This window comes from Mesorhizobium sp. WSM4850 (assembly GCF_055811735.1).
This window is the reverse complement of the sequence record NZ_JBVVPV010000026.1, coordinates 51,155-71,807: the sequence shown is the minus strand read 5'-3', so window position 1 is coordinate 71,807 and position 20,653 is coordinate 51,155. Positions and strand designations below refer to the sequence as shown.

The window sequence follows — 20,653 nt, the reverse complement described above, 5'->3', positions numbered from 1 at the left end:
GGATGCATTTGGTTTCGGCGTTCAACACAAAGCAGATCGGCCATGTCGACTGTCCGGGCGGTGGTCAGGTCTGGGTCGACGGCAACATTCTCTATATCGGCCACATGCGTCCGCCGAGCGGCACGACACTTGTCGACATTTCCGATCCGCGCAATCCCAAGAAGGTCGCGACGATCGACGTTCCGCCCGGCTGGCACTCGCACAAGGTGCGCGCCCAGGACGGTTTGATGATCATCAACCACGAGCGCTTCGGCAATGCGGGCCCGGCCGATTTCGGCGGTGGCCTGGCGCTCTACGATACGACCCGACCGGCGGAGCCGAGGCTGATCTCGAAGTGGATAACCGGCGGCCATGGCGTGCATCGCTACGACTATGACGGCCGCTATGCCTATATCTCGCCGACTGCCGACGGCTATGTCGGCAACATCGTGATGATCCTCGACCTGATCGATCCGGTAAATCCGGTCGAAATCGGCCGCTGGTGGATACCGGGGCAATGGACCGGCGGCGGTGAAGAGTACCCGTGGCATGATTACGTCACGCCGCGCTGCCACCATCCGTTACGCATGGGCGACCGGCTCTATGTCAGCTACTGGCATCACGGCCTGTTCATCCTCGACATTTCCGACATTTCAAAGCCGAAGCTTGTCTCGCATGTCAATTCGAGCCCGAGTTTCCCGCATCCCACGCACACATGCCTGCCGATCCCGCAGCCGCTCAAGGGCCGCAACATCATGGTGGTGGCGGACGAGGATGTCGCCAAGCTCCGACCTTCGCCGCCGGCCTTCACCTGGATCTACGACATCACCGACGAAACGAACCCGTTGCCGATCTCGACCTTCCAGGTGCCTGGCCTCGACCCGGATGGCGAACCACAACCGCCAATGACCGGCTGCCATCAGCCTTCCGAGCGGTTCAAGGGCACCATCATTCCGTTTGCATGGTTCGCGCAGGGGCTGCGGCTGGTCGACATCGCCGACCCGTTCGTACCCAAGGAGGTCGGCCATTTCGTGCCCGATGCGCCTGAGGGCGCCGAGCGATCGTCTTCCAACGACGTCACCATCGACGATCGCGGCATCGTCTACCTTATCGACCGCGTCCGTGGCGTCGATATCATCGAAACCAGCGTTCTCTAGGGGGATAGGTTGAGCGACAGCACGCGAAAATCCGCCAGCCACTACGCCATCGGGAAGAAGAATCCGAACCTGCCGTTTCATCCGGCGGTGCGTGCCGGCGATTTCATTTTCGTCTCCGGTCAGGTTCCGAAGGACGAGAACAACAACATGATCAGCGGCACAATCGAGGAAGAGACGCTGGCGACGCTGAGGACCATCGCGCGCGTCATTGCCGATGAGGGCGCAACGCTCTCCGATGTCGTGCGGATCACCACCTACCTCGAGGATACGCGCGACTTCGGCCGCTATAACAAGGCGTTTCTCGAAGGGATCGGCGACGCGGTGCTGGCGCGCACGACGGTGGAGGCAAAGGCCGTCATCAACACCAAGATCGAAATGGACGCTATCGTCTACAAGCCGCTGCCGGCCGGCAAGTAGGCCACGACACAATCGAGGAGATGATATGTACAAGCTCTTAGGCCGCCAGACATCGGGCAACGTTCAAAAGGTGCTCTTCATGCTCGAAGAGCTTGGCGCGCCATACAAGCGCGAAGATTACGGCCGCCAGTTCGAAAACACCCAGACGGCCGAATACAAGGCGCTTAATCCGACGTCGAAAGTCCCGACGCTGGTCGACGGCGACACCGTGATCTGGGAGTCCAACACCATCCTGCGCTATCTCGCGGCATCCGGCGGTGAGCGGCTGAATGGCGCCACCCCTGCGGAAAAGACCGAGGTCGAGCGCTGGATGGATTTTCTGCTGGCGGCGGTCAATCCCGGCTATATGGCTGCCTTCAAGGGCGCCAAGCTGACGCCAGAGGAACAGACCGCCGAATACAAGGAACAGGTCAAGGACCTGGTGGCGCAGCTCAAGATCATCGACGGGCATCTGGCCGGCAAGGAATTCCTGGCGCTGGGAAAGCTGACCATTGCCGACATCGCCTGCGCACCGATCCTGAAACGTTGCATCGACTTCAAGATCGACCGGCCGTCGCTGCCCAATCTCGAGCGCTGGGTCGCCGCAATCGCCGCTCGTCCAGCCTTCAAGGCGGCAACCGCTGCGGCTCCCGCAAAGGCCGCATGATGATCAAGCGCGCCGCTCTCATCGGACTGGGAACGATGGGTCCGGGCATCGCCGCGCGGCTTTCGCGCGGCGGGCTCGCCGTGGCGGCGTACGATGTTTCCGATGTCGCGGTCGAACGCGCCCGCGGCACGCTCGACATCGCCGGCGGGGTTCTGGACCGTCTCGACATCAAGGTGCCGGCAACGGGCGCCGGCACGGTGCGCTTCGTCCGCACCATCGCCGAGGCCGTCGATGGGGCGGAACTGGTCATCGAGAATGTGCCTGAGAATATCGACACCAAGGCCGAAACCTATCGCGCCATCGACCCGCTGATCGGCTCTTCGGTGATCGTCGCCTCGGACACGTCGGGTATTCCGATCACCAAGCTGCAGGCCCATATCTCGCACCCCGACAGGATGGTCGGCATGCACTGGTCGAACCCGCCGCACATCATCCCGATGATCGAGGTGATCGGCGGCGAGAAGACCGCGCCGGAAACGGTGGCGACGATACGCGACCTGATCCGCTCGGTCGGGCTGTTGCCGGTGGTCGTGAAGAAAGACGTTCCCGGCTTCGTCGAAAATCGCGTGCTTTACGCACTGCTGCGTGAAGCGGTGGATCTGGTCGAGCGCGGCGTCATCGAACCGGAGGATCTCGACACCTGCGTATCCTGGGGCATCGGCTACAAGATCGCCGTCATCGGGCCAATGGCACTGCTCGATATGGCCGGCCTCGATATCTACAAATCCGTCTCTTCGTTCCTGAACGCCGATCTCTCCAATCGGGATGATGTGGCGCCGATGGTGCTGGAGAAGACCGGTGCATCGAAGTTCGGCATCAAGTCGGGCGAAGGCATGTTCTCCTATACGCCCGAGCAGATAAGGGCGCTGCAAGGCGAACGGGCGCGCAAGCTGGTGGCGGTGCGCCGCATCCTCGAGGGCCGGGAGTAGCCGATGGCACGAGTTAGGCATGAGGCTGGCTATGCCGGGGACTTCACCCGGTTGGCCGTTCATGCGGACTGTGCCATCAAGACAGCGCTGCTGCGGCCAATCACAATGCATGGGGTGATCGACCATGCAGGTTGAAACCATTCGACCCGCCGGCGGCCGACCGACCCACATCCGCCACGACGACCTCATTTCCGCCAAAGGCGTTTCGGTGGTCATGGGCACGGATCGCAACCGGCAGCTGATCCTCAGGGATATAGACCTTGCAGTTCCGCAAGGCTCGTTCGTTTCCCTGATCGGCCCTTCGGGTTGCGGCAAGAGTACGCTGCTCAAAGTGCTGGCTGGGTTGGTAAATCCGAGCAGCGGCAGTGTCTCGGTTGCCGGCGTTTCGCCAGGCGAAGCGGCGCGCAAGCGGATGATCGGTCTGGTCTTTCAGGATGCCAATCTGCTGCCGTGGAAAAACGCCGTCGACAATGCCTCGATGCTGCTCGGCATCGCCGACAAATCGATGTCGCGCTCGGCGCTGCGGGCACGTGGACAGGAAATGCTGGATCTGGTGGGACTTGGCGATGCCGCCCACAAGCGCCCAAACGAACTGTCTGGCGGCATGCGGCAGCGGGTTGCCATCGCCCGGGCTTTGGCGCTCGATCCGGCGGTCTTGCTGATGGACGAGCCGTTTGGCGCCCTTGACGCGATCACCCGCGACTCGATGGGCCAGTCGCTGCTGGAGATCTGGCAGCGGACCGGCAAGACGATCGTCTTCGTGACGCATTCGATCGACGAAGCCATTCAGTTGTCGCGCCAGGTCCATGTTCTGGGAATCAAACCGGGACGCATTACCCAGAGCCTGGACATTCCGCTGCCTTATCCGCGCGACGCTTCCGTGACCGAAGTCCCCGAATTCGTCAGGCTGGTGCTTCAGCTTCGAACGATGCTGCGCTCCAGTCACCAGCCGGGAGGCGCGACGTGAGCAGGCAACCCCTCATGAATCTCTCATCGCCGCAACCGGTTTCCGGCTGGGACGCGGCAACGAGCAGCTGGCTTCCGGCGGCTATCCTTCTGCTGGTGACGATCGTGGTGTGGGAAGCCGCGGTGCGGATATTCTCGATATCTTCCTTTATCGTTCCTGCCCCATCCGAGATTGCGAAATCGCTGGTCGCGCAGTGGGGCACTCTCATGCAGGCGACGGTGGTCACGGCAGGCGAAATCCTGTTTGGCTTTCTTGTCTCGGTCATAGTCGGCATTGCGCTTGCTCTCGTCATCGTGCGCTTCGATTGGCTGGGCCGCGCGCTCTACCCGCTCGTCGTGCTGTTCCAGAATGTGCCGAAGGTCGCGCTGGCGCCGATCTTCATCCTCTGGTTCGGTTATGGGCTCGCTCCCAAAATCGGTCTGATTCTGGTCATCGCCTTCTTCCCGGTGACGCTGTCGATGCTGGCCGGCATGCAATCGGTCGACCGTTCGCTTCTGTCGCTGATGAATTCGGTCGGCGCCAGCCCGACCCAGATCCTGTTCAGGATCCGTGTCCCCCACTCGCTTCCAAGCCTGATGGCCGGGACCAAGATAGCCGCGACCCTGAGCGTGATCGGCGCCATCGTCGGCGAATTTGCCGGAGCCTCGGACGGGCTCGGCTACGTCATCCAATTCGCGTCGACCCAACTCGACACGGCCCTTGTTTTCGCGGCGCTGCTGCTGGTTTCAGTGCTCGGCATCGCCTTCTACTACGCAGCCGAAATTCTTGAACGTGTCGTGGTGCCGTGGGCGCCGAAATTCAGCCAGGCCTAGGATCTTTCGAACAACCAAAAAAGGGAACAGACAATGCTGAGACGCTCTCTTATCAAGGCAGCCACCTTTGCGGCGTTTGTCGGCGCGCTTGGCTTCTCGAACGCGGCGCTGGCGGCGGACACGGTCAACGTCCAGCTCGACTGGGTGGTGCGCGGCAATCACGCCATGTTCTTTGTCGGCATGGAAAAAGGCTTCTTCGCCAAGAACGACATCGATGTGAGCGAGGTCCGCAAAGGGTCCGGCTCGCCTGACGCCATGCGGCTGGTGGGTAACGGCAACGCTGAATTCGGCTTCGGCGATCTTCCCACGCTTGCCGTGGCAAGGTCGCAGAATGTTCCCGTCGTGGCGCTCGCGGCGGTCAACCAGCAGTCGCCGCTGGGCATTATTTCGCTCGCCAAGACGCTCAAGCTGACCAAGCCTTCAGACCTCAAAGGCCTGACCATCGGCATCCACCCGGCGGGCTCCACCTACATTTTCTTCAGGGGCTTCCTGGCTGCCAATGGCATGAGCGAGAAGGACATGACGCTCAACAGCGTCTCGCCGCCGTACGAAAGCTACCTGCTGCTCGGACGGGTCCAGACGGTCGTCGGTTATCTTGACGCCGAAGTGCCAGAACTTGAAGCCAAGGCTGGCGGCCCAGGGTCGCTGAGCATCATGCTCGGCGCGGATCACGGCTGGAAGGCCTATGGCTCGGGACTGTTCACCTCGGAAGCGATGATCAAGGACAATGCCGATGTCGTGCGCCGCTTCGTGAAGGCCTACAGGGAGGCTTTCGACTATGTCGCGGCCCATCCGGAAGAAGCTGCCGAAATCACTGCCAAGGCCGTTCCTGGCTATGCGGAGAAGAAGGATGTGCTGCTGGCCCAGCTCAAGGCCGACATAGCTTCGACGTTCAACAGCCCGGCGACGAAGGAACACGGCCTCGGCTGGATGACGAAGACCCAATGGGAAGAGACCTTGAAGACGCTGACGGATCAGGGCGTGCTCAAAACGGTCCTGTCGGCCGACGACGTCTTCACCGACAAATTCCTGGCGGCAGAGTGAAGGTCGGGGGCGGTGTCTGACCTGGCAAAAAGCGAGCGTCTACCGGCAGACCAGCCTGTCGTCCGCTCTGCTGCAGGTCACGGCCATTTGCCCCTTTCTTCCACTGGTTTGGTCGAGCACGATTTGCACGCGCGTGGCGTATGCCTGTCTGGCGAGGCCGCACCACAGCCGCTCGACGGGCAGGTTTTCGCGCTTGTCGTTGAGGATCGCAAATGTCCCGGTTTCTGGATCGAACCACAGCTCGACACGGGCGCTCTTGCCAGGCGCCGCGGTGGCGATCGTGGCCGAATACCAGTGGGCGAAGTCTGCATTGCAGGAAAGCGCCTCACGCCCCGCATTCGAGATCGTCAGCGGCACCGGATCGAGCCCTTCGGTGCCGGTTCGCACAGTGATGTGCCGCAATTCAACCGCGTTGGCGAACGATGTGAACGCCAGAATTATCGGAAGAATGTATCGCACAACCACCTTGCCTGAACTCCGTGTGGAATTGTTCAGGCAGTCTACCTCGCTTTTGCGCAATAACAATAAGAATATCTTGGGTCAACCGAACAGAGAGGGTAACATGTCTAAGTTCCTGAAGGGTAGCGTAAGCGCTGTTATATTAAGCGGCCTCTTGCTGGGTAATGCACTTGCCGCCGAAGTCAAGTCCATTGCCATCCTGACGCCGGAAGAAGGCACCGATTATGGCTGGAACCAGCAAGGCATCGACGCTGCCAAGGCAGCGGCGAAAGCTGCCGGTGTCGAGATAGTGACGGCGCAGGGGCTCGGCTATGGCGACGTGCGCCCGACATTGCGCGAACTGGCGGCCGACGGCGCCAGCCTGTTGATTGCCCATGCCAGCGGGTACAACACCGCGGCTCCCGAAATCGCCAAGGAAACCAAGGTGCCAGTGGCGATCGTCGACACGCCGACCGGCCTGGAGGCTGGGCTCGTCGCAGACTACACGCTGAGCGGTCACGAAGGCGCGTACCTTGCCGGCCGTCTCGCCGCCAAGATGTCGCGTTCCAAGTCGGTCGGCATCGTCGTGTCCGGCGAGCCTCCGTCGTGGAACTCGCAGTCGGCGGCGTTCGCGCAAGGTGTGAAGGCCGAGAACCCGGACGTCAAGGTCACCTATGCGGTGATCGGACCCGCCGCCTACAGCGATGCGGCCGGCGGCAAGCGCGTTACCGAAAGCGTGATCGCATCGGGCGCCGACATCATCTTCGGCCAGGGCAACGGCTCGAGCTTCGGCATGCTGCAGGCGGTCGAGACGACCAAGGCCGGCGATGGCGGCAAGGTCTATTTCATCGACGTCATCGGCGACAAGACGCCGATCGACAAAGGCTTCCTGCTGTCGTCGGTGGTTTGGAACATCGAGCCGGTCTATGCGGCGATGATCGCCGACCTCAAGGCCGACACGTTCGGCACCAAGAGCTACTCGATCGGCCTCAAGGACGATTCGGTCAAGCTTCTGAAAACCGCTGCGATCCCGGACAATGTATGGGCGGAGATCCAGACGCTGCGCGAGGACATCATTTCCGGCAAGACCAAGGTCGATCCGGTCTATGATGCAGCAGCAGTCAGGGCGCTGATGACCAGCGTCGCCCAGTAAGGCGCTTCAATGCAGACTTCCGGAGGGGTGACAATTCACCCCGCCGGACCGATTTCATGTTTTCAAGGCCTTGGCTTCATGAGTAGTGCGACCTCATTGTCGGTCGACAAGCGCGACATCGTCGCGCTTGAAGGCGTGACCAAGCGGTTTCCCGGCGTCGTCGCCAACGACAGCGTCGATCTGGCGATCCGTCCGGGTGAAGTGCATGTGCTGCTCGGTGAAAACGGCGCCGGAAAATCCACCTTGATCGGCATGCTGTCCGGCCTGCAGCAGCCGGACGAGGGCCGCATACTGGTCGACGGCGAGCCTATCGCGATCACCTCGCCGCGCCATGCGCTGGCGCTCGGCATCGGAACCGTATTCCAGCACGTGATGCTGGTGCCGACGCTGACGGTCGCGCAAAACCTGTTGCTCGGCGGCCCGTGGTGGCAGCGGCCCAAGACCGAGGAGCTGGAAGTGCGCGTCGCCGAAATCACCAGGGCGCTCGGTATCACGGTCAAGCTGCATGCCAAGGTTTCGGAACTCTCGCTCGGCGAACAGCAGCAGGTCGAGATCCTGCGCGCGATGGTGCGCAACAGCCGGCTTCTGATCCTCGACGAGTCGACCTCGATGCTGACGCCGAAGGGCATCGATGAACTGGGCGCGCTGATGCGCCGCCTTGTCGAGCAGGGGCTGGCGATCGTCTTCATCACCCATAAGCTCAAGGAGGCGGCGGCTTTCGGCGATCGAATCTCGGTGCTGAAACTCGGCCGCAAGGTCGGCGAAATTCCTCCCGAGCGGTTTCGCGCGCTAGGCGAGCAGGCGATCGTTTCGGAGATCGTCGAATTGATGTTCGGCAAGCAGAAAGACGACCCGGAAGCGTCCGAGCGTCCGGTTCGCACCATTCACGCCGGAGCGGCTCCGCTGCTTCAGGTCCATGAACTCGCGGTCGCATCAACAGACGACGCGCCGGGCCTGTTATCGATTTCGTTCGACATCCGTCCAGGCGAGCTGCTGGGCATCGCTGGTATCGACGGCAATGGCCAGAAGCAACTGGCGGAAGCGCTGGCTGGCCAGCGGGCGACGGTGAGCGGTTCGGTGCGGCTGCAGGGCGCGCCCATCGAGGCGCTGAGCGTCGGAGAACGCCGTGAGCGAGGCCTTCGCTACCTGACCGACGACCGGCTCGGCGAGGGCACGGTCGGGACTTTTCCGGTCTCGATCAACTTCTTCCTCAAGCAGGTGGGCGCCGCTCCCTTCTGGCGCAACGGCGTCGAGCAGCGCGCTGAAATCGACAAGCGCGCCGCTCAGCTCGTCCGCGAATACGACGTGCGCACGCCCAGCCTGAAAACGCCGGTCGCCCGGCTCTCCGGCGGCAATATCCAGAAGGTGCTGCTGGCGCGCGAACTCGCCGAAGGCGCAAAAGTGGTGATCTTCAACAAGCCGACCTATGGGCTCGATCTCGCCAACACATTGGCTTCGCGCCAGCGAATCCGCGATACGGCGGCACGCGGCCTTGCCGTGCTGCTCATCTCCACCGACCTGGAGGAGTTGCTCAGCATGTGCGACCGCATCGCCGTCATCTCGAACGGCTCGCTGGTCGGCACGGTCGAGAATGTCGGCGATGCCCGCTCCAAGATCGGTCGCTTGATGATCGGACTTGCCGCATGAGCATCGACACCGTCCCAGCCGCCGGCGCAACCGCACTCGATGCCACGGCTGCTGTGGTCACGCGCCGCGATATCCAGCATCGGCTGCTGATGACCATCGGCCCTATACTGGCCGCGCTTATCATCGCCGGCTGCATCCTGCTTGCCGTCGGCGTCGACCCGCTTGCCTATTATGGCTTTGTGCTCGAGAGAGGGCTTTTGTCGCCGCTCGGCATCCAGCAGACGCTGACGCGCATGGCGCCGCTGCTGTTTCTTGCCGCTGGCCTGATCGTGGCCTTTCGCGCCGGCATGTGGAATCTCGGCGGCGATGGCCAGTTCCTGCTCGGCGCGGTAACGGCCGCCGCCAGCGCGCCGCTCTTCGTGGAAGTCATGCCTGCCTGGCTGGCGCTGATTTGCTCGTTTGTCATCGCCATGGCGGTTGCGATGCTCTGGTCGCTGGTGCCGGCCCTTTTGCGGGCCTATCAGGGCGTCAACGAGATCATCACCACGCTGATGATGACGTTCCTGGGCACCTCGCTTGCCAATGTGCTGGTCAAGCTGGTGTTTCGCGATCCGGGCACGACCGTGCCGCAGACCCGCACCTTGCCGGTCGAGGACCGGCTGCCGCGTCTGCTCGACACGACCATCACCAGCGGCCTGCTTCTGGGACTGGCGGCGATCATCACCGTACATCTGGTGATGACGCGCACGGCCTTCGGCCTTAAGCTGAGGATCGTCGGGGCCAACCCACGCGCGGCCATCCATGCGGGGCTCGGCGTGCCGAAGCTCACCATTGCCGTATTCGCCATTTCGGCCGGGCTGGCCGGACTTGCCGGCGCTGTCGATATCCTCGGCGTCCAGGGTAACGTCCGCGCCGACTGGAACCCCGCTTATGGGCTGGCGGTCATTCCCGTCGTGTTCCTCGCCCGCATGAACGGTTTTGCCGCCATCGGTTTCGTGTTCCTGCTTTCGGTGCTGTCGATTGGCGGCGAGAGCGCGGCCCGCCGCCTCGGCGTGCCCAATCATTTCACGCTGGTGCTGGTCTCCATCGTGCTGATCGTGCTCGCGCTCGCCGAATACATCGATCACCGCTACAATCAGTCGCGGAGGGCCTGAAGTTATGACCGGGCTGTTCAGCGAAGTCTTTCTCAGCGCGCTTTTGTTTGGCGCCGTCACCGCGGCGATCCCGCTGCTGCTGGCTGGCCTCGGCGAACAGATGTCCGAAAGGGCCGGCGTGCTCAACATCGGCATCGAAGGCATGATGCTGGCCGGCGCCTATCTCGGCTTCGTCGGCGCCTTCTATTCCGGATCGCTGTGGCTGGGCTTTCTCACCGGCGCCGGCGGCGGTATCGCCGTGGCGCTGGTCATGGCGCTGCTTTGCGTGCGCATCGGCTTGAACCAGATCGTCATCGGCATAGCGCTGACATTGGGACTTGAAGGCCTGACGGCGCTGCTCCACCATTTCCAGTTTTCGCGCAGCTATCCCCGCCTGCCAGCGGTGGATGTGACCGTCATTCCGTTGCTGTCGGGCATTCCGGTGATCGGGCCGGCGTTGTTCAGGCAGCATCTGATCGTCTACCTGGCGGTAGCACTGGTTTTCGCCATGGGCTACATCTATCGGCGCACGCAGCTCGGCCTGAACCTGCAGGCGGCGGGCGACAAGCCGGCCGCGCTTGACGTCGCCGGCATCGACGTCGCACGAACCCGCACCATCGCCGTGCTGACGACTGGAGCGCTGGCAGGGCTTGGCGGCGCCTTTCTCGCCAATGTCGGCGCCGGCCTGTTCATTCCCTTCATCACCAATGGCGCGGGCTTTCTCGGAATCGTGCTGGCCATGCTGGCGCGTGGTCGCCCGGTCTGGGTGCTGTTCGGTGCCTTGTTGTTCGGCGTGTGCCTGTCGCTGACGACAGCCATGCAGGTGGCCGGCATCAACATACCAACCGACGTCATCCAGATGCTGCCGTTCCTGGCGGTGATGATCATGCTGGTTCTGTTCGGCCGGCGGGCCAGCCTGCCGGCAGCGCTCGGCATTCCATACGAGCGCGGCGTGCGCTGATCCGGTTCAGGCGCGGACGGGACCCGCGCCAACAGAGGAGAGAACAAAATGTCGGATACCAAGGTCTACCTGCTCGATGGTGGCTCGCTCGTTCTCGACGGCTATCACGTGTTCTGGAATCGCGGCCCCGGCGGCGAAGTGCGCTTTCCCGTCTATTCGATCCTGATCGAGCATGCCGAGGGCCGGTTTCTCATCGACACCGGCTACGACTACGACCACGTCATGAAGGTGCTGCCTTTCGAAAAGCCGATCCAGGAAAAGCACCAGACCATTCCCGGCGCCCTGGCGCTGCTCGGCCTCGAGCCGAAGGATATCGACGTCGTCGTCAACTCGCATTTCCACTTCGACCATTGCGGCGGCAACAAGTATTTTCCGCATGCCAACAAGATCTGTCATCGCACCGAGGTGCCGCAGGCCTGCAATCCTCAGCCTTTCGAGCACCTTGGCTATTCGGATCTGAGCTTTTCGGCGGAGGCTGCCGAAGCGCGTGGCGCGACCGCGCAATTGCTGGAGGGCACGACGCGGGCCAACTCGACCTTCGAGGGCATCGACGGCGATGTCGAGCTTGCCAGGGGGGTCAAATTGATCTCGACGCCCGGCCATTCTATCGGCCATTACAGCTTGCTGGTCGAATTTCCCAAGCGCAAGCCGATCATGTTCACCATCGATGCGGCCTACACGCAGAAGAGCCTTGAAACGCTGTGCCAGGCGGCCTTCCACATCGACCCGGTGGCGGGTGTCAACTCGATGCGCAAGGTGAAGAAGCTCGCCGAGGATTATGGGGCCGAGCTGATGTATTCGCACGACATGGAAAACTTCAAGACCTATCGGACCGGCACGCAATTCTACGGCTGACCGCCGCCAACGAAGAGACAAAGACCATGCGCTATCTCGAACACGCCGAACCGGTCATCACGCTCACCGCCGGGCCGGTGAACGCCTATCCCGATGTGCTGCGCGGCCTCGGCCGCACCGTGCTCTACGATTACGACCCGGCGTTCCAGCTCTTTTACGAGGCTGTGGTCGACAAGGCGCAGAAGGCGATGCGGCTGTCCAACAAGCCGGTCATTCTGCATGGCGAGCCGGTCCTTGGCCTGGAGGCCGCGGCAGCCTCCCTGATCACGCCAGACGACGTCGTGCTCAACCTTGCCTCGGGAGTCTACGGCAAGGGTTTTGGCTATTGGGCAAAGCGCTATTCGCCGCATCTGCTCGAAATCGAGGTGCCCTATAACGAGGCGATCGACCCGCAGGCGGTTGCGGCAATGCTGGAAGCGCATCCGGAAATCAGCATCGTTTCCGTCTGCCATCACGACACGCCGTCGGGCACCATCAACCCGATCGATGCCATCGGCGCGCTGGTTTCGGCGCATGGCGCCTATCTGATCGTCGACGCCGTTTCGTCCTTCGGCGGCATGAAAACGCATCCGGAGGACTGCAAGGCCGACATTTATGTCACCGGCCCGAACAAATGCCTCGGCGCGCCTCCCGGGCTGACGATGATGGGCGTCAGCGAGCGGGCCTGGGCGAAAATGAAGGCCAATCCACTGGCGCCGCGCGCGTCGATGCTCAGCATCGTCGATTGGGAGCATGCGTGGTCGAAGGACAAGCCGTTTCCGTTCACGCCGTCCGTCGCGGAGATGAACGGGCTCGACGTCGCGCTCGACCTCTACCTCAATGAGGGACCGGCGGCGGTGTGGGCGCGCCACGCGCTCACCGCCAAGGCCATGCGCGCCGGCGTCGCCGCGCTGGGTCTGTCGATCTGGGCGGCCAGCGACATCATCGCATCGCCGACCACGACTGCCGTCCGGACGCCCGAAGGCATCGACGAGGAGGCGCTTCGCCAGGCTGCGCGCGCCCGTTACGGCGTGGTGTTCTCGTCGGGCCGGGGCGAGACATTGGGCAAGTTGACGCGCATCGGCCATATGGGCCCGACCGCCCAGCCGATCTATGCGATCGCCGCGCTGACGGCACTTGGCGGCGCGATGAGTGCTTTGGGCGAAAAGCTCGCGGTCGGCAAAGGCATCGACGCGGCGCTCGCCGTTATCGACGCCGACGCCTGAGATGAAGTCACAGATCACATGGAGCACGGAAATGACTGAACGGCTTGCGGGAAAGACCGCCCTGGTTACCGGGGCCGCACAAGGCATCGGCAAGGCGATCGCCGCGCGCTTGGCCGCCGATGGCGCGACCGTCATCGTCAGCGACATCAATGCGGAAGGCTCCGAAGCGGCGGCGGCGGCGATCGGCGCAAAAGCGAAGGCGATCGCCGCCGACATTTCCGATCCGGCATCCGTCAAGGCGCTCTTCGCCGAGATCCAGGCACTGACCGGTGGCATCGATATCCTGGTCAACAACGCCAGCATCGTGCCCTTCGTCGCCTGGGACGATGTCGACCTCGACCATTGGCGCAAGATCATCGACGTCAATCTGACCGGAACCTTCATCGTCAGCCGCGCGGCAACGGACCAGATGCGTGCCGCCGGCAAGGCCGGCCGGGTGATCAGCATCGCCTCCAACAGCTTCTTTGCCGGCACGCCGAACATGGCGGCCTATGTCGCGGCCAAGGGCGGCGTCATTGGCTTCACCAGGGCGCTCGCCACAGAACTCGGCAAATACAACATCACCGCCAACGCGGTGACGCCGGGCCTGATCGAGAGCGATGGGGTCAAGGCGAGCCCGCACAACGAGGCGTTCGGCTTCGTCGAGATGCTGCAGGCTATGAAAGGCAAAGGGCAGCCGGAACATATCGCCGATGTGGTGTCGTTCCTGGCCTCGGATGACGCACGCTGGATCACCGGCCAGACGCTGAATGTCGACGCCGGCATGGTGCGCCACTAAAGCGCCGACGTCTGAAAGGATCCATCCGCAGCGCTGATACTCGATGGAAGCTTTAGTCGAAAATTTCGATTACATTTATCCGCGCGAAACCGGAGACCCGAGATGAAACCTCGGTCCGCAATTGTCGCCCTTACCCTTGCCCTGGTTGCCGGGCCTAACGCGGCAACATCGCAGGAGCGCGGCTGTCGCAGTCCCGAACCCGTCGACACCATAAACGAGATGTTCTCCGCGATCGTCGCCTGTTGGGAGCCGCCGCCCGGAACCGCGGGCATGACCCTGACGCTGCAGTTCTCAATTCGCCGAAACGGCACACTTATCGGCAAGCCTCGCGCCACCTACTCCCGTCTGGGGGATGATGGCAGCCTCAACCGGGCTTTCGTCGCTTCCGTCCTCGAGGCCCTCGACAAGGCTCTGCCACTGCCGATTTCGGACAGGATGGGTGGGGCGATCGCAGGGCGTTTGCTGTTCCCTCGCTTCACCGCAGCGAGCGGGGATGAATCCTGAAACGCGTTCGGCCTAAACCGGCGGGTTCTGCGGCTGGAAGAATTTGCCGCGCTCGGCGATCAGCACCATCACCAATGCGCCAAGCGAAACGCTGCAGAATCCGGCGGCCAAGGGCGTCACCGTGCCGTTGAAGGCTTGGCCGATCAGCGTGCCGAGCACGCCGCCGAGGAAGGTCTGCATGAAGCCCAGAATGGACGACGCTGTCCCGGCCAACTGGCCGAGCGGCTCCATGGCGAGCGCGTTGAAATTCGCGCCGAGTGCGCCGAACGGGACCATCGTGCAGGCAAAGAAGGTGATGAAAAGCCAGAGCGGCATCTTCATCTGGATGGAAACGACCAGCCAGGCGAGGCTGATGGCCAGAAACAAGAGCAGCGCGCTTTGCGACAGGCGGCGCATGCCGATGCGGCCGACAAGGCGCGAATTCAGATAGCTCGAAAAGGAGAGCACGCCGGCGATCCCTGCGAAAATCACCGGGAACATCTCGCCGACGCCGAAGACGTCGACATAGATCTGCTGCGCCGAGTTGATGAAGCCGAACATCGCACCGAAGGCAAAAGTGCTGGCGAAGGCATAGCATAGCGCGATGCGGTTGGTCAGCACGATGCGGAAACCGCCAAGGACGGATGATGCCGTCAGCGGCCGGCGATATTCGGGATGCAGCGTTTCGGGCAGCCGCAGCAGCGCCCACGCCGACACGATCAGCGCCCCGGCCGCCATGGTGATGAAGATCCAGTGCCAGGAGGCAAACAGCATGATGACCTGGCCGATGCCTGGCGCCACCACCGGAATGGCCATGAAGACCATGAAGATCAGCGACATGACTTCGGCCATGCGCCGGCCGTCGAAGGTGTCGCGCACGATCGAGACGGCGATGACGCGTGTGGCCGCGGCGCCGATGCCTTGCACCACCCGGCATAGAATAAGCGTGGCAAATGTCGGGGCGATTGCCGCCGCACTCGCCGCGGCGACGTAGATAACCAGTCCGACGACGAGCGGAGCGCGGCGTCCGAAGCGGTCCGAGATCGGCCCGAAGAAGAGCTGTCCGCCGCCAAAGCCGAGAATGTACGCGGCAATCACATATTGGCGATGGTTTTCATTTTCCACGCCCAGCGAGGCGCCGATCTGCTGCAGCGCCGGCAGCATGATGTCGATGGCCAGCGAGTTGAGCGCCATCAACGCCGCGCACAGCGCGATGAATTCCCAGCGCGGAATAGGCAAGGTGCTTGCCTGTTGCTGCGCTTCTGCATGCTGATCCACGGCAAAGTCCGATCTTCAAACGAAAAAGCGCCGGCGCACCGGCGCATTCATTCGTCTTGTGCCCCGATACCGGGGAGATAATCAGCTTGGCGAAGTGCCCTAAATGTTCGTCAGGCGGCGCCTTTGACGCTGACGCCCTTTTCGACGAGGAACGTCTGCAGTTCGCCAGCCTGGAACATCTCGCGGACGATGTCGCAACCGCCGACGAACTCACCTTTGACGTAGAGCTGAGGGATTGTCGGCCAGTTGGAGTATTCCTTGATACCTTGCCGCAGCTCGGCCGAGGTCAGCACGTCGACGCCCTTGTAGTCGGCCCCGATGTAGTCGAGGATCTGCACGACCTGACCGGAAAATCCGCATTGCGGAAAACCGGGCGTGCCCTTCATGAAGAGAACGACGTCGTTGGCCTTCACTTCGCTGTCGATGTAGTCGTTGATACCGCTCATAGAAAATCCTTTCATGCCCGCGGGAGCCGGGCTCGAAACATACCCTTTCAAATAAACCCATAGGTTGCCTGAAACAAGACGTTTGCCGCCTCGTCACGCAAATGGCGCAAAGGATGGCCTGGGCCAAGAGCATCAGACGGCTATCTTCCCAAGCCAGCAAAGCCCTAAAAAGCCTATTCCGGCACGCTGGTCTGCAGTGCGAGCGCGTGCAGCACGCCGCCCATATTGCCCTTCAGCGCGTCGTAAACCATCTGGTGCTGCTGGACGCGGCTTTTGCCGCGAAAGCTCTCGGCCACGACTTCGGCCGCATAATGGTCGCCGTCGCCGGCCAGGTCGCGAATCGTCACCTTGGCGTCCGGAATGCCTTCCTTGATCAACCGTTCGATGTCGTGCGCGTCCATTGCCATGTGAGGATTCCTTGTTCAGATCTCATAGATATGATCGAAACGGCGGATGAACCACACCGCAACGACCCCGCTCGATCAAATCAGGGGTCCGCGACCTCATTTGCCATGAAGCGAGGAAACCAGGATTCGTGGGCAGCGGTCAATTCGCCGACAGGAATCGCCCGCGCCTCGCCGAGTTTCAGGTCGCTGCCGCCGGTCGAGCCGATCCACGGCGCGAAGATGCCGAGCTTGCTCTGCTGTTCGCGAATGGCGTCCCATTCCTTGCTTTGCGGATCGATCGACAGTGTCAAGAGGTAGCGGCCCTGATCCTCGCCGAACCAGACCGGGATCGGATCGGTCCCGACCAGGCCGGGGACGGTCGCGCCGATGCCGGACGCCATCGCCATCTCGGCCAGCGCGACGGCAATGCCGCCATCGGAAACGTCATGCGCTGATGTGACGACGCCGGAGGCGATCAGGGCGCGCACATGGTCGCCGACGCGCTTTTCATGGTCGAGATCGACCGGCGGCGGCGGGCCGTCGGTGCGGCCATGGATGTCGCGCATATAGGCCGACTGGGCGAGATGCGTTCCCCATATCGCCGGCGCGCCGACCAGCTGGATCATCTGGCCCTCGGCGGCAAAGCCGATCCGCGCCATCTGGGACCAGTCGGCGATCAGTCCGACGCCGCCGATGGTCGGCGTCGGCAAGATGCCTTGCCCGTTGGTTTCGTTGTAGAGCGAGACATTGCCGGAGACGATCGGAAAGCCGAGCGCGCGACAGGCGTCGCCGATGCCTTTCACGGCGCCGACCAACTGGCCCATGATCTCGGGTCGTTCCGGGTTGCCGAAATTGAGGTTGTCGGTGGCCGCGAGCGGCAGGGCGCCGGTGGCGGTAAGATTGCGCCAGCATTCGGCCACCGCCTGCTTGCCGCCCTCGTAAGGGTCGGCCTCGCAATAGCGCGGCGTCACGTCGGAGGAGAAGGCGAGCGCCTTGGTCGGATGGCCCTCGACGCGCACCACGCCGGCATCGCCACCCGGAAGCTGCAGCGAATTGCCCTGGATCAGCGTGTCGTATTGTTCCCATACCCAGCGACGCGAGGACAGGTCGGGCCCGCCAAGCAGTTTCAGCAGCGCCTCAGCGACATCCGCTTGCGGTGCATCGCCGGCCGCCAGCGGCGCCGGCTTCTTCGGCTCGTTCCAGGGACGGTCATATTCCGGCGCCTGGTCGCCAAGGTCCTTGATCGGCAGATTGGCGACTTCGTCGCCCTGGTGCAGCACGCGAAAGCGCAGATCGTCGGTTGTCTTGCCGACGATGGCGAAGTCGAGGCCCCATTTGTGGAAGATCGCCTCGGCTTGCTTTTCCTTTTCGGGGCGCAGCACCATCAGCATGCGCTCCTGGCTCTCCGACAGCATCATCTCATAGGCGCTCATGCGCTCCTCGCGCACCGGCACCTTGTCGAGGTCGAGCTCGATGCCGAGGTCGCCCTTGGCGCCCATCTCGACCGCCGAGCAGGTGAGGCCGGCAGCACCCATGTCCTGGATGGCGATGACGGCGCCGGACGCCATCAGTTCGAGGCAGGCTTCGAGCAGGCATTTTTCGGTGAACGGGTCGCCGACCTGGACGGTGGGCCGCTTCTCGTCGATCTTGTCGTCGAATTCGGCCGAGGCCATGGTGGCGCCGCCGACACCGTCGCGGCCGGTCTTGGCGCCGAGATAGACGACCGGCAGGCCGACTCCCTTGGCTTCCGACAGGAAGATCGCATCGGTCTTGGCCAGCCCCGCCGCAAACGCGTTGACCAGGATGTTACCATTGTAGCGCGCGTCGAAATTGACCTCGCCGCCGACCGTCGGCACGCCGAAGGAATTGCCGTAGCCGCCGACGCCGGCAACGACGCCGGCGATGAGGTGCCTGGTCTTGGGGTGGTCCGGCGCGCCGAAGCGCAGTGCGTTCATTGCCGCGATCGGCCGCGCGCCCATGGTGAAGACATCGCGCAGGATGCCGCCGACGCCGGTCGCCGCGCCCTGATAAGGCTCGATGAAGGAGGGGTGGTTATGGCTCTCCATCTTGAAGACGACGCAGTCGCCGTCGCCGATATCGACCACGCCGGCATTCTCGCCCGGGCCCTGGATGACCTGCGGCCCGGTGGTGGGCAGCGTGCGCAGCCACTTTTTCGAGGATTTATACGAGCAGTGCTCGTTCCACATCGCCGAAAAGATGCCGAGCTCGGTAAAGCTCGGCTCGCGCCCGACCAGGTCGAGGATGCGCTGATATTCGTCGGGCTTCAGCCCGTGCGCGGCAATGAGTTCCGGAGTGATCGGCACGGAATTGGAAATGGTCATGGGCGGCAATTTATGTCCTTGGGATCGAGTCCCGTCTTATCGCAAGCTTTGCAGCCGATACACCCATCAAGCGACGAAAAACGATGGAAAGGGTGCAGCAAGTAGCGAAAGATCGCCACTCGGCCCGCCGGTTTCAAGCCGGTTCAGGAGAAACTGTCGTAGCCGGCGCGGCCCTCGTCCAGCAGCCGCCGGATCACGCCGACGCCGCCGGCGATGTCCTCTCGTCGCTCTGGCTGTGAAACGCCAAACCGCACGCCGTGAAAAACCTGCTCGGAACGCCCGGCCTTGAACTCGTCCTCGTCGTCGATGAGCACGCCATGTTCGAGACAGGCGTTCTTGAAGGTGCCGGAAAGCCATGGATCGGGCAGGGTGAGCCAGACGAAGGGCACATTGTCTAGTGCGTTGAAGTCGAACCCGGCTAGTGTCTCGCGCACGATCGCCACGCGCGCGTTGATCTCGACGATGCTGCGCTTGCGCATCTCGCTGGCCTGGCCGGACAGAACCAGTCGGCTACACACTTCCGCCAGCAGGAAGGGGAGGCCACCCGTCAGCATCTTGTGAGCGACCCGGATCCGGTGGCGATAGGCCGGCGGACAAGCGAGCCAGCCGCCGCGAACGCCGGCCGCAACCGATTTCGACAGGCCGCCGGCAACGATGGTCCGTTCGGGGGCATATTCGGCCAGGAGCGGCGTCGGGTCGTCGGTCAGATCGCCATAGAGATCGTCCTCGATCAGGATGACATTGTATTCGCGCGCGACGCGCGCGACGGCCTCGCGGCGCGTCGCCGACAGCGTCACCAGTGTGGGGTTCTGTGCCGTCGGCATCAGGAACATCATTTTCGGGTGTTTTTGCGCGCAGACGCGTTCGAAATCCTCTGGATCGAGCCCTTCCGCGTCCGACGTCACCAGCGCGGTGCGGCGGCCGATCAGGCCGGCGCTGCGAGAAATCTGCGAATAGGTGAGGTGCTCGAAGACGATATAGTCGCCGGGCGTCGTCAGCGCGGCAATCGCCGCCATAACCGCGGCATGGGTGCCGAGCGTCGGAACGATGCCATCGGGGCTTGGGCGAAACGAATTTCGCGACAGCCAGCTGCAGCCGGCCTCGACCCAGCGGTTGGGAAAATCCCGCGTATAGCTTGAAATCTCGTACGGATGCTCCTGCGCCGTGCGCGAAAGCACATCGGCGACAATGGCGCCCTGGCCGGTATCAGGCGCAGCCGTGCTGTCGAAGCGCAGTTTGCCGCGAGGCGCATCGATATAGCGCGTGCCTTCCACCTGCGGGTCGGGCGCCAGCAGATCGGTCTTGGTGTCATGCCGGCCAAGCACATAGGTTCCGCGTCCGACTTCGCCGCTCACCAGGCCCCGCTCGCGCAACAATTGGTAGGCCCTGCCGACCGTGCCGACGGTCGTGCCGATGTCGTATGCCAGATCGCGCTGCGGCGGCAATTTTGCCCCGGCGGCGATCACGCCACGGTCGATGTCCGTTTCGATGGAATCTGCAAGCCGCTGATAGAGCGGCCCGGAGCCGGCGGAAAGGTCGGGAAGCCAATTTGTCATGGTGACAATTTTCTATATTGCACCGTTTTGAGAGTCAATACATATGTGACCGCGCAACAAATAGGTACAATCTCGAATTTTGGTAGCAAGAAAATGGCTGC

Annotated in this window: 21 protein-coding genes; 15 read left to right on the top strand and 6 right to left on the bottom strand. The window is 62.8% G+C overall.

Annotated features, from left to right (window positions below; translation table 11 throughout):
• The first annotated feature begins 2 nt into the window (after window positions 1–2).
• From AC0L2Z_RS22590 to AC0L2Z_RS22560, 7 genes are all read left to right on the top strand, one after another.
• The gene (locus AC0L2Z_RS22590; RefSeq protein ID WP_473629341.1) at window positions 3–1,136 is read left to right on the top strand and encodes an LVIVD repeat-containing protein; all 1,134 of its coding nucleotides are present in this window, start codon (window positions 3–5) and stop codon (window positions 1,134–1,136) included.
• Between the two features lie 9 nt (window positions 1,137–1,145).
• Window positions 1,146–1,553 carry a RidA family protein gene (locus AC0L2Z_RS22585; protein WP_027154168.1) on the top strand — a complete coding sequence of 136 codons (408 nt, stop codon included), beginning with the start codon at window positions 1,146–1,148 and terminating at the stop codon, window positions 1,551–1,553.
• Window positions 1,554–1,578: 25 nt separating this feature from the next.
• On the top strand, window positions 1,579–2,199 hold the full coding sequence (locus tag AC0L2Z_RS22580; protein WP_128182154.1) for a glutathione S-transferase family protein: 621 nt from the start codon (window positions 1,579–1,581) through the stop codon (window positions 2,197–2,199).
• Window positions 2,199–3,128 (top strand): 5-formyl-3-hydroxy-2-methylpyridine 4-carboxylate 5-dehydrogenase, encoded by a 930-nt coding sequence (gene fhmpcd1, locus AC0L2Z_RS22575; RefSeq protein ID WP_473629345.1) that lies wholly within the window; start codon window positions 2,199–2,201, stop codon window positions 3,126–3,128. The genes AC0L2Z_RS22580 and fhmpcd1 overlap by 1 nt, the downstream gene beginning before the upstream one ends.
• A 124-nt stretch (window positions 3,129–3,252) precedes the next feature.
• Window positions 3,253–4,095: an ABC transporter ATP-binding protein gene (locus tag AC0L2Z_RS22570; protein WP_023798266.1), complete on the top strand. Its 843-nt coding sequence runs from the start codon at window positions 3,253–3,255 to the stop codon at window positions 4,093–4,095.
• Window positions 4,096–4,109: 14 nt separating this feature from the next.
• Window positions 4,110–4,907, top strand: coding sequence for an ABC transporter permease (locus AC0L2Z_RS22565; protein ID WP_236378160.1), 798 nt, complete (start codon window positions 4,110–4,112; stop codon window positions 4,905–4,907).
• Window positions 4,908–4,940: 33 nt separating this feature from the next.
• Window positions 4,941–5,951 (top strand): ABC transporter substrate-binding protein, encoded by a 1,011-nt coding sequence (locus AC0L2Z_RS22560; RefSeq protein WP_473629340.1) that lies wholly within the window; start codon window positions 4,941–4,943, stop codon window positions 5,949–5,951.
• A gap of 39 nt (window positions 5,952–5,990) precedes the next feature.
• Here AC0L2Z_RS22560 and AC0L2Z_RS22555 read toward each other — a convergent pair whose 3' ends face one another.
• On the bottom strand, window positions 5,991–6,410 hold the full coding sequence (locus AC0L2Z_RS22555) for a hypothetical protein (protein WP_473629339.1): 420 nt from the start codon (window positions 6,408–6,410) through the stop codon (window positions 5,991–5,993).
• 103 nt (window positions 6,411–6,513) lie between these two features.
• On the opposite strand from AC0L2Z_RS22555, the gene AC0L2Z_RS22550 reads away from it, so the two are divergent.
• The 8 genes from AC0L2Z_RS22550 (at window position 6,514) to AC0L2Z_RS22515 (ending at window position 14,565) form a co-directional block, all read left to right on the top strand.
• Entirely contained in the window at window positions 6,514–7,542 is a 1,029-nt protein-coding gene (locus tag AC0L2Z_RS22550; protein ID WP_287193466.1) for a putative B6 ABC transporter substrate-binding protein, read from the top strand.
• A 78-nt stretch (window positions 7,543–7,620) separates the two neighbouring features.
• The gene (locus AC0L2Z_RS22545) at window positions 7,621–9,189 is read left to right on the top strand and encodes a putative B6 ABC transporter ATP-binding protein (RefSeq protein ID WP_473481724.1); all 1,569 of its coding nucleotides are present in this window, start codon (window positions 7,621–7,623) and stop codon (window positions 9,187–9,189) included.
• Window positions 9,186–10,283 (top strand): putative B6 ABC transporter permease subunit 2, encoded by a 1,098-nt coding sequence (locus AC0L2Z_RS22540; protein ID WP_473481726.1) that lies wholly within the window; start codon window positions 9,186–9,188, stop codon window positions 10,281–10,283. Before AC0L2Z_RS22545 ends, AC0L2Z_RS22540 begins: the two co-directional genes overlap by 4 nt.
• A 4-nt stretch (window positions 10,284–10,287) precedes the next feature.
• On the top strand, window positions 10,288–11,223 hold the full coding sequence (locus AC0L2Z_RS22535) for a putative B6 ABC transporter permease subunit 1 (RefSeq protein WP_023798259.1): 936 nt from the start codon (window positions 10,288–10,290) through the stop codon (window positions 11,221–11,223).
• 48 nt (window positions 11,224–11,271) lie between these two features.
• Window positions 11,272–12,078, top strand: a complete 807-nt coding sequence (gene pldA, locus AC0L2Z_RS22530) for a 4-pyridoxolactonase (RefSeq protein ID WP_473481728.1) — start codon at window positions 11,272–11,274, stop codon at window positions 12,076–12,078.
• A 26-nt stretch (window positions 12,079–12,104) separates the two neighbouring features.
• Window positions 12,105–13,283: a pyridoxamine--pyruvate transaminase gene (gene ppaT, locus AC0L2Z_RS22525; protein WP_287376026.1), complete on the top strand. Its 1,179-nt coding sequence runs from the start codon at window positions 12,105–12,107 to the stop codon at window positions 13,281–13,283.
• Between the two features lie 31 nt (window positions 13,284–13,314).
• Complete coding sequence (gene pldH / locus AC0L2Z_RS22520; protein ID WP_473629338.1) at window positions 13,315–14,061, top strand: pyridoxal 4-dehydrogenase, SDR-type; 747 nt, start codon at window positions 13,315–13,317, stop codon at window positions 14,059–14,061.
• A gap of 270 nt (window positions 14,062–14,331) precedes the next feature.
• Window positions 14,332–14,565: a hypothetical protein gene (locus AC0L2Z_RS22515; protein ID WP_473629337.1), complete on the top strand. Its 234-nt coding sequence runs from the start codon at window positions 14,332–14,334 to the stop codon at window positions 14,563–14,565.
• A gap of 12 nt (window positions 14,566–14,577) precedes the next feature.
• Here the strand turns inward: AC0L2Z_RS22515 and AC0L2Z_RS22510 are convergent, their stop codons facing one another.
• From AC0L2Z_RS22510 to AC0L2Z_RS22490, 5 genes are all read right to left on the bottom strand, one after another.
• The gene (locus AC0L2Z_RS22510; protein ID WP_287237517.1) at window positions 14,578–15,822 is read right to left on the bottom strand and encodes a multidrug effflux MFS transporter; all 1,245 of its coding nucleotides are present in this window, start codon (window positions 15,820–15,822) and stop codon (window positions 14,578–14,580) included.
• Window positions 15,823–15,932: 110 nt separating this feature from the next.
• Window positions 15,933–16,268, bottom strand: coding sequence for a Grx4 family monothiol glutaredoxin (grxD, locus tag AC0L2Z_RS22505; RefSeq protein ID WP_023798253.1), 336 nt, complete (start codon window positions 16,266–16,268; stop codon window positions 15,933–15,935).
• A 173-nt stretch (window positions 16,269–16,441) separates the two neighbouring features.
• Entirely contained in the window at window positions 16,442–16,675 is a 234-nt protein-coding gene (locus AC0L2Z_RS22500; protein ID WP_023798252.1) for a BolA/IbaG family iron-sulfur metabolism protein, read from the bottom strand.
• An 80-nt stretch (window positions 16,676–16,755) separates the two neighbouring features.
• Complete coding sequence (gene purL / locus AC0L2Z_RS22495) at window positions 16,756–18,996, bottom strand: phosphoribosylformylglycinamidine synthase subunit PurL (protein ID WP_473629336.1); 2,241 nt, start codon at window positions 18,994–18,996, stop codon at window positions 16,756–16,758.
• Window positions 18,997–19,139: 143 nt separating this feature from the next.
• Window positions 19,140–20,552 (bottom strand): aminotransferase-like domain-containing protein, encoded by a 1,413-nt coding sequence (locus AC0L2Z_RS22490; RefSeq protein WP_287259666.1) that lies wholly within the window; start codon window positions 20,550–20,552, stop codon window positions 19,140–19,142.
• Window positions 20,553–20,653: the final 101 nt, after the last annotated feature.

Bases quoted from the DNA above. Each gene is read 5' to 3' on its own strand.
- AC0L2Z_RS22590 (WP_473629341.1), top strand. From the start codon at position 3: ATGCATTTGGTTTCGGCGTTCAACACAAAGCAGATCGGCCATGTCGAC.
- fhmpcd1 (WP_473629345.1), top strand. From the start codon at position 2,199: ATGATCAAGCGCGCCGCTCTCATCGGACTGGGAACGATGGGTCCGGGC.
- purL (WP_473629336.1), bottom strand. From the start codon at position 18,996: ATGACCATTTCCAATTCCGTGCCGATCACTCCGGAACTCATTGCCGCG.
- AC0L2Z_RS22550 (WP_287193466.1), top strand. From the start codon at position 6,514: ATGTCTAAGTTCCTGAAGGGTAGCGTAAGCGCTGTTATATTAAGCGGC.
- AC0L2Z_RS22500 (WP_023798252.1), bottom strand. From the start codon at position 16,675: ATGGCAATGGACGCGCACGACATCGAACGGTTGATCAAGGAAGGCATT.
- grxD (WP_023798253.1), bottom strand. From the start codon at position 16,268: ATGAGCGGTATCAACGACTACATCGACAGCGAAGTGAAGGCCAACGAC.
- AC0L2Z_RS22535 (WP_023798259.1), top strand. From the start codon at position 10,288: ATGACCGGGCTGTTCAGCGAAGTCTTTCTCAGCGCGCTTTTGTTTGGC.
- pldH (WP_473629338.1), top strand. From the start codon at position 13,315: ATGACTGAACGGCTTGCGGGAAAGACCGCCCTGGTTACCGGGGCCGCA.
- pldA (WP_473481728.1), top strand. From the start codon at position 11,272: ATGTCGGATACCAAGGTCTACCTGCTCGATGGTGGCTCGCTCGTTCTC.
- AC0L2Z_RS22570 (WP_023798266.1), top strand. From the start codon at position 3,253: ATGCAGGTTGAAACCATTCGACCCGCCGGCGGCCGACCGACCCACATC.
- AC0L2Z_RS22580 (WP_128182154.1), top strand. From the start codon at position 1,579: ATGTACAAGCTCTTAGGCCGCCAGACATCGGGCAACGTTCAAAAGGTG.
- ppaT (WP_287376026.1), top strand. From the start codon at position 12,105: ATGCGCTATCTCGAACACGCCGAACCGGTCATCACGCTCACCGCCGGG.
- AC0L2Z_RS22565 (WP_236378160.1), top strand. From the start codon at position 4,110: ATGAATCTCTCATCGCCGCAACCGGTTTCCGGCTGGGACGCGGCAACG.
- AC0L2Z_RS22515 (WP_473629337.1), top strand. From the start codon at position 14,332: ATGACCCTGACGCTGCAGTTCTCAATTCGCCGAAACGGCACACTTATC.
- AC0L2Z_RS22560 (WP_473629340.1), top strand. From the start codon at position 4,941: ATGCTGAGACGCTCTCTTATCAAGGCAGCCACCTTTGCGGCGTTTGTC.
- AC0L2Z_RS22545 (WP_473481724.1), top strand. From the start codon at position 7,621: ATGAGTAGTGCGACCTCATTGTCGGTCGACAAGCGCGACATCGTCGCG.
- AC0L2Z_RS22540 (WP_473481726.1), top strand. From the start codon at position 9,186: ATGAGCATCGACACCGTCCCAGCCGCCGGCGCAACCGCACTCGATGCC.
- AC0L2Z_RS22490 (WP_287259666.1), bottom strand. From the start codon at position 20,552: ATGACAAATTGGCTTCCCGACCTTTCCGCCGGCTCCGGGCCGCTCTAT.